At 29.8% G+C, this 11,291-nt stretch carries 12 protein-coding genes; 6 read left to right on the forward strand and 6 right to left on the reverse strand.

Going from position 1 to position 11,291, the window contains the following annotated elements; all coding sequences use genetic code 11:
* The 4 genes from L8U04_RS08045 to pyk form a co-directional block, all read left to right on the forward strand.
* On the forward strand, nucleotides 1-273 hold a 273-nt coding region (locus L8U04_RS08045), incomplete at its 5' end, for a hypothetical protein (RefSeq protein ID WP_263709797.1).
* Nucleotides 260-883: a type III pantothenate kinase gene (locus L8U04_RS08050; protein WP_133319858.1), complete on the forward strand. Its 624-nt coding sequence runs from the start codon at nucleotides 260-262 to the stop codon at nucleotides 881-883. The genes L8U04_RS08045 and L8U04_RS08050, both read left to right, overlap by 14 nt.
* Before the next feature lie 110 nt (nucleotides 884-993).
* Nucleotides 994-2,340, forward strand: coding sequence for an FAD-dependent oxidoreductase (locus tag L8U04_RS08055; protein WP_220567164.1), 1,347 nt, complete (start codon nucleotides 994-996; stop codon nucleotides 2,338-2,340).
* Nucleotides 2,341-2,352: 12 nt separating this feature from the next.
* Nucleotides 2,353-3,804, forward strand: coding sequence for a pyruvate kinase (gene pyk / locus L8U04_RS08060; RefSeq protein ID WP_263709798.1), 1,452 nt, complete (start codon nucleotides 2,353-2,355; stop codon nucleotides 3,802-3,804).
* A 7-nt stretch (nucleotides 3,805-3,811) separates the two neighbouring features.
* Here pyk and gmhA read toward each other — a convergent pair whose 3' ends face one another.
* Genes gmhA through L8U04_RS08080 form a run of 4 tightly spaced genes read right to left on the reverse strand, consistent with a single transcriptional unit; the run spans nucleotide 3,812 to nucleotide 7,292 of the window.
* Nucleotides 3,812-4,372, reverse strand: coding sequence for a D-sedoheptulose 7-phosphate isomerase (gene gmhA / locus L8U04_RS08065; RefSeq protein ID WP_263709799.1), 561 nt, complete (start codon nucleotides 4,370-4,372; stop codon nucleotides 3,812-3,814).
* Entirely contained in the window at nucleotides 4,362-5,735 is a 1,374-nt protein-coding gene (gene rfaE1, locus L8U04_RS08070) for a D-glycero-beta-D-manno-heptose-7-phosphate kinase (RefSeq protein ID WP_263709800.1), read from the reverse strand. The genes gmhA and rfaE1 overlap by 11 nt, the downstream gene beginning before the upstream one ends.
* Entirely contained in the window at nucleotides 5,728-6,681 is a 954-nt protein-coding gene (gene rfaD, locus L8U04_RS08075; protein ID WP_263709802.1) for an ADP-glyceromanno-heptose 6-epimerase, read from the reverse strand. Before rfaD ends, rfaE1 begins: the two co-directional genes overlap by 8 nt.
* Nucleotides 6,678-7,292, reverse strand: a complete 615-nt coding sequence (locus tag L8U04_RS08080; RefSeq protein WP_412175302.1) for a D-glycero-alpha-D-manno-heptose-1,7-bisphosphate 7-phosphatase — start codon at nucleotides 7,290-7,292, stop codon at nucleotides 6,678-6,680. The genes rfaD and L8U04_RS08080 overlap by 4 nt, the downstream gene beginning before the upstream one ends.
* 30 nt (nucleotides 7,293-7,322) lie before the next feature.
* Between L8U04_RS08080 and L8U04_RS08085 the strand changes: the two genes are divergently transcribed.
* On the forward strand, nucleotides 7,323-7,628 hold the full coding sequence (locus L8U04_RS08085) for a c-type cytochrome (protein ID WP_133319851.1): 306 nt from the start codon (nucleotides 7,323-7,325) through the stop codon (nucleotides 7,626-7,628).
* Between the two features lie 11 nt (nucleotides 7,629-7,639).
* Here L8U04_RS08085 and L8U04_RS08090 read toward each other — a convergent pair whose 3' ends face one another.
* Both L8U04_RS08090 and L8U04_RS08095 read right to left on the reverse strand, forming a co-directional pair.
* Nucleotides 7,640-7,855 (reverse strand): cbb3-type cytochrome oxidase assembly protein, encoded by a 216-nt coding sequence (locus L8U04_RS08090; RefSeq protein ID WP_133319850.1) that lies wholly within the window; start codon nucleotides 7,853-7,855, stop codon nucleotides 7,640-7,642.
* Nucleotides 7,852-10,197, reverse strand: coding sequence for a heavy metal translocating P-type ATPase (locus tag L8U04_RS08095; protein WP_263709804.1), 2,346 nt, complete (start codon nucleotides 10,195-10,197; stop codon nucleotides 7,852-7,854). Before L8U04_RS08095 ends, L8U04_RS08090 begins: the two co-directional genes overlap by 4 nt.
* Nucleotides 10,198-10,378: 181 nt before the next feature.
* On the opposite strand from L8U04_RS08095, the gene rho reads away from it, so the two are divergent.
* A partial coding sequence (gene rho / locus L8U04_RS08100) for a transcription termination factor Rho (RefSeq protein ID WP_263709805.1) occupies nucleotides 10,379-11,291 on the forward strand: 913 nt, incomplete at its 3' end.

An 11,291-nucleotide genomic window follows, 5' to 3' on the forward strand; every position in this document is an offset into this window, starting at 1 on the left:
TCTTTGGATATCCATGCTTTTAGCAAAAAGAAAAAACTAATTTGCTTTTATGGAGAAAATACAAAAAAACAATATTGTTTATTTTTATTTTCTTTTGCAAAAAGTAAGATTTTAAAAAAAGATGGTTTAGAATTTGAAAATATTTTTCAAAACATAAGTCAAATTTTAAATTTAAAATTTAAAAATCATTTTATTTTTCATCAGTCTCTAATTTGCTCAAAAGCAAAAGAATATTTATTCACCAAAGGAATTCAAAATTATGCTTTTGTGTGATATTGGCAATACAACTGCAAGTTTTTTAAATGAGCAAAAATTTCATTCTATGAGCATAGAGCAATTTTTACAGTATGAGCCGACACAAAAAGTGTTTTACATCAATGTTAATCCAAATTTAGAGCAAAGATTAAAGCAAAATCCTTTATTTATTAACCTTGCTCCATATTTTAATTTTGATACTATTTATAAGAATTTAGGAGTTGATAGAATAGCAGCTTGCTATACTATAGAAGATGGGGTAGTAGTTGATGCTGGCTCTGCAATAACTGTGGATATTGTTTCAAATTCAATCCATCTTGGAGGATTTATCCTGCCTGGTATTGAAAGCTACAAAAAATCTTTTGCTAGTATTTCTTCTCGCTTAAAACACGAACTTAACACTCAAATAAACTTTGATGCCTTTCCCCAAAGAACTATTGATGCCTTAAGTTATGGAGTTTTTAAAAGTATATATTTACTTATAAAAGATAGTGCATATGATAAAAAGTTATATTTCACAGGTGGCGATGGGCAATTTCTTGCAAATTTTTTTGATTATGCAATTTATGATAAATTTTTGATTTTTAGAGGTATGAAAAAAGCTGTTTGTGAAAATTTTATACTTTAAAAGATTAACCATATCTTTGGCTTTTCAATTATAAGCTTTATTTAAACTCAAAACAACTATATTTTGATATTATTAGCAAAATCAAACATACACAAAAGGAATTGATGATAATGGATCGAAAACACTTTGATGCCGTGGTGATTGGCGGTGGGATTTCTGGTGCTGCAGCATTTTACGAATTAGCAAGATATACTGATATTAAAAGTATTGCATTATTAGAAAAATACAATAACGCTGCAACATTAAATAGTCACAGCACAAGTAATTCACAAACCATCCACTGCGGTGATATAGAAACTAACTATACCTTGGAAAAAGCAAAAAAAGTTAAAAAAACAGCAGATATGATTGTAAAATATGGGCTCTTGCAAAATGCACAAAATAAATTCATGTATTCACACCAAAAACTTGCACTTGCAGTTGGGGAAAAAGAATGTGAATATATGAAAAATAGATATGAAGAATTTAAAGAATTATATCCTTATATTAAATTTTACACAAAAAATGAAATCAAACAAATAGAACCAAATGTTGTTTTAGGTGAAGATGGTGTCAATGATAGGGCGGATAATATAGTAGCTATGGGTGTAGAAGAAGGTGAAATTTATACCACAGTAGATTTTGGACTTATGAGTCAAAATCTCATAGAGCAAGCTTGCAAACAAGGTAAAGATACTCATGTTGCTTACAATCAAGAAGTTGTGTTTATAGAAAAAAAAGATGATATTTTTTATATAAAAACAAGAGATTTTAAAGAATATAGCGCGAAATCTATTATTGTCAATGCAGGTGCACACTCGTTATTTTTAGCACATAAAATGGGTATAGGTTTAGACAAATCTTGCTTTCCTGTTGCAGGAAGTTTTTACATGGCAAAAAGAAAAATTTTAAATGGTAAGGTTTATATGGTGCAAAATCCAAAACTCCCATTTGCTGCATTACATGGCGATCCTGATTTACTAGCTAACATGAACACCCGTTTTGGTCCTACTGCTTTAGTTATTCCTATGCTAGAAAGATACCATGGCTTTAAATCTTTACCTGAATTTTTCAAAACACTTAATCTTGATATGAATGTAATTAAAATTTGTTTTAATCTTTTTAAAGATTCTACTATTAGAAATTATATTCTTTATAATTATTTATTTGAAATTCCTTATATCAACAAAAAACTTTTTGTAAAAGATGCTAAAAAAATAGTTCCTAGTTTAAAAACAGATGATATTTACTATGCTAAAAATTTTGGAGGAGTGCGACCTCAAGTGCTTGATAAAAAAGCAGGAGAATTAATGCTTGGAGAGGCTAGCATCACTGAAATTCCGGGTATAATTTTTAATATGACACCAAGCCCAGGTGCTACGAGTTGTCTTGGTAATGGTTATAGAGATGCAAAACTTATTTGTCAATACTTGGGTGCTAATTTTAATGAAGATTTATTTACTAGCGAACTGCTATAAAAAGGATAGGAAATGTTAAAAAAAACAAAAATAGTCGCAACAATTGGGCCAGCAAGTGAAAATGAAACTACAATAAGACAAATGATTATTAATGGAGTGAATGTTTTTCGCTTAAATTTCTCACATGGAACTCATGAATATCATAGTCAAAATCTAGCCACCATTAGAAAAGTAGCAGCTGAACTTAATGCAAGGATTGGAATTTTACAAGATATTAGCGGGCCAAAAATTAGAACCTTAAAAATTCCAGAAGCTTTTGAGCTAAAAAGTGGAGATAGACTAGACTTTTACAAGGATACTTTTGAAGGAGAAAAACTTTCTAATGAACATTATAAAGTCTGTATTAATCATCCCGAAATTCTTTCTATGCTAAAAGTGGGAGAATACATCTATCTTTGTGATGGCTCTATTAAAACTAAAGTTATACAAGTTGAAAAAGATTTTATCCAAACCCAAGTAGAAAATAGCGGGGTGCTTAGTTCAAATAAAGGAATTAATTTTCCAAATACAAAAATCAATATCGATGTTATAACTCAAAAAGATAAAGATGATCTTGCATGGGGCATTAAAAACGATGTTGATTTTTTAGCTATATCTTTTGTGCAAAATGCTCATGATATTGATGAAGTTAAAAAAATACTTGATGAAAATAATGCCAAAATTGCTATTTTTGCAAAAATAGAAAAATTTGATGCTGTTGAAAATATCGATGAAATTATAAATAGCAGCGATGGTATAATGGTAGCAAGAGGAGATTTAGGCATTGAAGTGCCTTATTATAGAGTACCAAATATACAAAAACTCATCATTAAAAAAGCTAATGAGGCCAATAAACCTGTAATCACTGCCACTCAAATGCTTTTTTCGCTTGCAAAATCAAAAACTGCCACAAGAGCTGAAATTTCAGATGTTGCTAATGCTGTACTTGATGGCACTGATGCGGTTATGCTTAGCGAAGAAAGTGCGGTGGGGATTGATCCGGCAAATGCAGTTGATATTATGACTCAAACTATCATTGAAACAGAAAAAAACTATCCTTATGAAAAATTTGAAAATTTTAAATGCTTTAACGAAACTGATATCATTGCCAAATCAAGCACACAATTAGCTACTGATTTAAATGCAAATGCAATTTTTACCATTACAAGCAGTGGTGCTTCTGCGGTTAAAACAGCAAGGTATCGTCCAAAAATGGATATCATAGCTATTACTCATTCCAAAAAAGCTTTAAATTTTTTAAGTATAGTCTGGGGAGTTCAACCTGCTATATTGATAGAAAAACATGAAAATTTAACAGAGCTTTTAAGTAATTCTGTAAAACTTGGAGTTGAAAAAGGTCTTATGCAAAAAGATGGGGTTTATACCCTTACTGCAGGATTTCCAGTAGGTGTCGCAGGAAGTACAAATTTAATTAGAATTTTACAAAAAGATCAAATTGAATATTATTTAAGTTTGGGAAAATAACCCAAACTTAATATTCTTCTTCTATCAAATCACATAAGCAGTGTATGATTAAAATATGCATTTCTTGAATTCTAGCCGTATCATCACTTGGGATGATTATATTATGCTCACATAATGTATTCATCGTTCCACCACCTTTTCCACTAAGCCCTATACATTTAGTGCCAATTTCTTTGGCCTTTTCAAAAGCTTTGATCACATTTGGGCTTTTTCCACTAGTAGAAATTCCAATCAATACATCATTATTGCTAGCTAAAGCTTCAACTTGTCTTGAAAAAACAAATTCAAAACCATAGTCATTTCCTATAGCACTTAAAGCAGAAGTATCAGTGCTTAGAGCAATAGCAGCTAAAGCCTTTCTTTCTTTTTTATATCTTCCACTAAGTTCAGCTGCAAAATGTTGGCTATCTGCAGCGCTTCCACCATTTCCACAAATTAAAATTTTCCCACCACTTTTCAAGCACACTTTTAATTCTTGAGCAACCGTAGCAATTTGCTCTTTTAAATTCAAACTTTGCTCTAAAGTTTTTTGATGTTGAATAAATTCCTTTTCAATTTTATTTATCATTTGCAATCCTATTAATTATATTAGTAGTACTAAATCCATCTTCAAAATCAATTAATTCTACTTTTTTTACTAAATTTGAACCCACTATTTCTTTGCCTTTATAATCAGCTCCTTTAACTAGCACATCAGGCTTTAAAAACTCTATCAGTTCATAAGGAGTATCTTCATTAAAAATCACTACATAATCTACAAAATACATACTCGCAAGCATACATGCGCGTTGGAATTCTAAATTTATAGGTCTTGAGTTTCCTTTTAGTCTTTTTACGCTTTCATCTGAATTTAAACCCACAACTAAGATATCTCCTAGTTTTTTAGCTTTTTCAAGGTATTTTATATGGCCATAATGCATAATATCAAAACATCCATTGGTAAAAACTACTTTTTGATTTTGTATCAACTTCACAAGCTCTTCTTTGCTTTTAATTTTATCTTCAAAAGAAGCTTTTTTTAGATTTTTAATCTCTTCTAAACTTACACTCACACTTCCTACTTTTGCTACCACAACAGCTGCTGCATCATTTGCTAACTCACATGCTTTTACAATATCAACTTTTAAGGCTAAAGCATAAGCAAGCATAGCTATAACACTATCTCCAGCTCCTGTTACATCATAAACTTCCAAGGCTTTTGCGGGAATAATATGTAATTTTTCATCAAAAAGTGCTATTCCTTCTTCGGATAAAGTTATAATAGAATAAGCTAAATTCAAATTATCTTTTAATTTTTTTAAAGCTTTTTCCAAATTATCAATTTTTTCTACACCCAAAGCTTGAATAGCTTCTTTTTTATTTGGGGTTAGTAAGGTTGCATTTTGATATTTGCTAAAATCACTTCCTTTTGGATCAATCAAAATAGGTAAATTTAAAGTATTTGCATGCTCTATCAAAGCTTTTGTTACTTTTGAAGTTAAAATCCCTTTGGCATAATCACTCAAAACAATCGCATCATAATCTTTTGCGATTGTTTTATACTCTTGGATAATTTCATCTTCTAATTTAGTATCAAAATCATTCTCATCATCAAGTCTTAAAACTTGCTGAGAATGTGATAAAACTCTACTCTTAAGAGGGGTTTTTCTATCCTTTTCCACTAATAATTTTGCATTTAAATTCTCTTTTAAAAACCTCCCACTCTCATCATCACCCACAAGCCCCAGAGCAAAAACCTCAGCACCAAGACTTTTTAAATTTGCATATACATTGCCAGCTCCACCTAGTCTTTTATCTTCTTTTTGTGATTTCATCACCATTACAGGAGCTTCTGGAGAAATTCTAGTACAATCACACCATATATAATGATCCACCATAAAATCCCCGATAACTAAAATTTTTGGCTTTTTAGAACTTAAAAAATCAAACATTTACTTCCTTTTCATAAAGCCTTTTGATCTCATCTAAATAATCTTTTACACCCTCTTCAAGACTAAATTTAGCTTTATATGAAAAACTCTCATCTAATTTTGCTTGAGTATGGAATTGATAAGAATTTTTGTAAGGATTAGGAATATACTCACAAGGATAATTGGTGTTTAATTCTTTTTGCAAAATATCTACTATATCTTGAAAAGTTCTTGCTTTACCTGTAGCTACATTATAAATTCCACTTTTTGCTTCTAAAGCTTGTAAATTTGCACTCACAACATCTTTAATATACACAAAATCACGATAAATTTGATCACTTCCTTCAAACAAACGCGGACTTTTACCCGCTAAAATTTGATGTCCAAATTGCAAAATCATAGAAGCAGTGCTATTTTTAAAAAATTCTCCCTTGCCATATACATTAAAATATCTAAGCCCAACTATATGCATTTTATTAAAGTATTTTTTTGCTAATTTATCCATCATTAATTTTGAAAATGCATAAGGGTTTTTAGGGGCTTCACTTAAATTTACAGTTTGCGGGCTTGGAGCATCTCCATAAACTGAAGCTGAACTTGCATAGATTAATTTCGCATTAAGTTCCAAAGCAAGTTCTATAAAATCTTTAAAAGTGTTTAAATTGGTCTTTAAAACTTTGTTTTGATCATAAACAGTTGTATCTGAAATTGCAGCCTTATGAAAGATCACATCAGGTTTAAAAGCTTTTATAACTTTTAAAGTTTTTTCATCATTAATATCGCCCACATAAAGCTCACCTTCAAAATCTAAAATATTCTTAAAATGACCAAAACTTTCTAAATTTCCATTTTCAAAAGTAGCACTTGATCGCATTTTATCCACAATCAAAACCTCATGTTTATCCTGAAGTTCTAGAGCAAGAGCAGATCCTATAAAACCTGCTCCACCTGTTATCACAATTTTCATTTCCTATCCTTTAAATAATACAAAAGTTCTTTTAAATTTTTAAAGACCTTATAATTTTTATCATCATTATAATTTTCATTAATCAAAAATAGATTTTTTATACCAGCATTGATTCCAGCTTGCATATCACTTAAATTATCTCCTATAAAAAAAGATTGTGAAAAATCTATATTAAATTCTTTTTGTGCTTTTAAAAGCATGCCAGGTTTTGGCTTACGGCATTCACAATTTTCTAAATGAGGGCAGTGATAAATTTTTTCTATTTTAATGCCTTTTTTCAAAAACTCACCTAGCATATATGAGCTTAAAATTTCAAAATCTTTTTCATTATAATAAGCCCTTGCAATACCTGATTGATTAGTAGCTATAAAAATTAAAAAATTTTGCTTTTGAAAAAATTCACAAAGTTCAAAAATACCATCACAAAATTCAAAATCACTAATCTTATGAACATATTTTTTATCTACATTTATAATTCCATCTCTATCTAAAAATAACGCCTTTGTTTTCATAAAAAAATTATAATGAATTTTTTTTAAGATTTTATAATTTATCAAGTAAAAAAGTTTTTTAAGCGACTTTAAATAAAAAAAGCATATAATTAAAAACATTTTATTTTCAATTTATATAGGAGTGATACAATGAAAAAGCTACTTGTTTTATCAGCTTTGGCATGTCTTAGTGTTTCAGCTTTTGCTGCGGATGGTGCTACACTTTATAAAAAATGTGCAGTATGTCATGGTGCTAAAGCAGATAAAGTTTATCTTAACAAAGTTCCTGCTTTAAATACTTTAACTGCAGCTGAAAGATTACAATACATGAAAGATTATGCAGCAGGTAAAAGAAATGCTTATGGCCAAGGTGCAATCATGAAGATTAACCTTAAAGGTTTAACAGAAGCAGATTTTAAAGCAATTGAAGAATACATCGAGAGCTTAAAAAAATAATTTGACAGCCTTTATGGCTGTTTTTCTTGATTTTTCTTTTCCAAAGCTTCTTTTTTTCTTTTTTCCAAAATTACTGCATCATTTAAAGCTTCTTCGCTATCATTTAAAGTAGTAAATTTATAATCATCGTCAAATTGCTTATTTTTGATCCCCCAAAGTAAAGCACAAATTGCCAAAAATAAAGCAACCATAGAAACACCTATCATCATCATTAAAACACCATTCATTTTTTAATCCTTAAAGCATTTAAAATCACTATTATACTACTAAAAGACATTGATAAAGCTGCAATTAAAGGATTAATCAAACCAAAAAAAGCTAAAGGCATGCTCAAGGCATTATAAAATAAAGAAAAAGCTAAATTTTGTTTAATAATTTGATAAGTTTTTTTAGCTATTTGTATAGCCTTTTGCAAGCTTTTTAAGTCGTTTTTTAACAATATAATATCACTATTTTCCATAGCAAGCTCAGAACCTTCTTTTAAAGAAACCCCAACACCTGCATAAGAAAGTGCTAAAGCATCATTTACCCCATCTCCTACCATTAAAACCTTACCTATTTGATTTAACCTAGCTATCGTTTGCATCTTATCTTCTGGCATGCATGAGGCTTTGAAATTATTTATTTTTAATTTTTCAGCCACCTTACTCACAGCATTTAAATTATCGCCACTTAATATATAAATTTGCATTTTGCATTCTTTCATAAATTCGATCAACTCTTCAGAGCTTTCTCTCATACTATCTTCTAATTCAAAAACTGCTAATATAGTTTTATTTTTAGCAAATATAAAATGCGTAGTTTGAAATTCTTGTACTTGCATATGATTTTCTTTGAAAAATTTCTCATTTCCTCCCAAAAATTCATCTTTGCCCAAAAAGGCTTTATAACCTCTTGCTTGAAAATTTTGAACTTTTTCAAATTCTATTCTGCTATCAATTTTTTCATCTAAAAATTTCAAAATGCTTTTAGCCACTGGGTGGTTAGTCAGGTGTAAGAAATTTAATAACTCATTTTTATCTAACCTCTCATCCAAAAAGCTTTTTTTAACCTCTAAACTAGCCTTTGTTAAAACCCCTGTTTTATCAAACACAGCCACATTGCACTTACTCAAATCCTCCACAACACCTGCTTCTTTAAATAAAATTTTTTCCTTCAAACCAGTGCTAATTGCTACTAAAGAACTCACCGGTGTAGCTAAAGCCAAAGCGCATGGACAAGCTATGATTAGCACAGAAACCATGCGTATCATGGCTTCTTCAAAACCTAAATTTAGTACAAAAAAAGTAAAAACAAAGCACAACAAAGCACAAATTAAAATAATAGGCGAAAAATACTTACTTACCTGTTGCACCATTTTTTCTATTTTGGCTTTTTTAGCACTTGAATTTTCAAGTAAATCAATAATCCTAGCTAATTTAGAATCCTTATAAAGAGCATTTGTCTTATATAAAGCATTCCCGCTTAAAACTAAAGAAGCAGAATAAATCATATCATCTTTTTGCACATCAAGTGGTAAGCTCTCTCCGCTTAAACTAGACATATCTAAACTAATATTACCGCTAATACACACTCCATCTATTAAAACCCTATCGCCTTCTTTTAACTCTATAATATCTCCTATTTGCACCTCTTCTACATCGATATTTTCTATTTTTTCATTTTTTAACACCCTTACTTCATTACCTAAAAATGACCTCAAATGATCGAGCGTATCAAGGGCTTTTTTCTTACTTAAAAGCTCTAAATACTTTCCTATAAAAACAAAACAAATAATCATCGCCACAGAGTCAAAATATACCTGTGAAGCTCTTGAAAACATTGCCCACACTGAATATATATAAGCTAAACTTGCTCCACTAATTACCAAAGTATCCATATTAACATTTTTAAATTTCAAAGCATAATAGGCATTTTTATAAAAAATCGAACCTGTGTAAAAAAGTACAGGAGTGCAAAGTAAAAATTCAGCAAAATGTAAAATATCTTTAATATCAGCTTCCATGCCACTAAAAAACCCAGCATATTTAGCTACAGATATCCACATGATATTCATTACGCAAGCTATAGCAACTATTAATTTTGCATAAAAATCTCTTTTGGTTTGAGTTGCTCTTTGTTCATTTTTTGTAGGTAAATACACACTAGCTTTATAGCCTATGCTTTCTATATTTTGGATAATTTTTACTAGATTAATACTTTTTTCATCAAAAACAATTCTAGCTTTATGGGTAATAGAATTAATATCAACTTCTATCACTCCTTCGCTTTTAATGAGAATTTTTTCATTAAGCCAAACACAGGCCGCACAATGAATTTCTTCTATCAGTAAAAAAACCTCACTAAAGCCTTCTTTTGTTTTTTGTATGTATTTTTCATAGTCTTTAATACTATATTCTATTGTTATTGGGGTTAAAGTTTGATTACCAAGTTTTTCATAAAATTCCTCCAAATTATTCTCTTGTAAAATTTCATATACACTTTCACAGCCTTTACAACAAAAATAATTTCCATTTTTTTCTATCATTTGTTCTTGTTTAAAGCTTAATTGGCAATGCTTACATCTCATTTTATACTTTCTTTATAAGTTTTTACAATATTTTATCATTTTTTCAAACTTTCAATTTTAAAAATTATTTACAAAGCTATATTATAATTTCCAAAATTTGACAAAAAAGTATTTTTTTTAATAAAATCTTTTTTGAATAAACTAAAACAAAAACTACATTTTCTACATTTTATGAGGATATATGGAAAATACAAAAGAAAAGAAACAACACCAAAGAACACACATTCCTGTTGAAGGTTATAAAATAGAAGATTTAAAGTTGCTTGATTTAGAAAGCTTAGTAAAAATAGCAAATGAAGCAGAAATAGAAAATCCGAGAGAATTTAGAAGACAAGATCTTATTTTTGAAATTCTAAAAGCACAAACAAAAAAAGGTGGCTTTATACTCTTTACAGGAATTTTAGAAATTTCGCCTGAAGGTTATGGATTCTTACGTGGAATGGACTCAAATTTAAGCGATAGTGTAAATGATGCTTATGTATCAAACTCACAAATTCGCAAATTTGCTCTGCGTGTAGGAGATATAGTTACTGGTCAAGTTAGAGAGCCAAAAGATCAAGAAAAATACTATGCTTTATTAAAAATTGAAGCAATCAACTATCTTCCATTAAAAGAAGCTAGAGAAAGACCTTTATTTGACAATCTTACTCCAATTTTTCCAACTGAAAAAATCAAATTAGAATATGATCCTTTAAAATTAACAGGTAGAATGCTTGATCTGTTTGCTCCTATTGGAAAAGGTCAAAGAAGCTTAATAGTAGCACCTCCAAGAACTGGTAAAACTGAGTTAATGAAAGAACTAGCTACCGCTATTGCTAAAAATCATCCAGAGGCTCATTTGATTGTACTTTTAGTAGATGAGCGTCCTGAAGAAGTTACAGATATGCAAAGATGTGTTAAAGGCGAGGTTTTTAGCTCTACTTTTGACTTACCTGCCTATAATCATGTTAGAGTGGCTGAACTTGTTATAGAAAAAGCAAAAAGGATGGTAGAAACAGGTAAAGATGTCATTATATTACTTGATTCTATTACAAGATTAGCAAGAGCTTATAATACTGCCACACCAAGCAGTGGTAAAGTTTTAAGTGGCGGGG

Origin of the sequence: Campylobacter sp. IFREMER_LSEM_CL908 (assembly GCF_025771545.1) — a bacterium.
Taxonomy (GTDB): Bacteria; Campylobacterota; Campylobacteria; order Campylobacterales; family Campylobacteraceae; genus Campylobacter_D; species Campylobacter_D lari_D.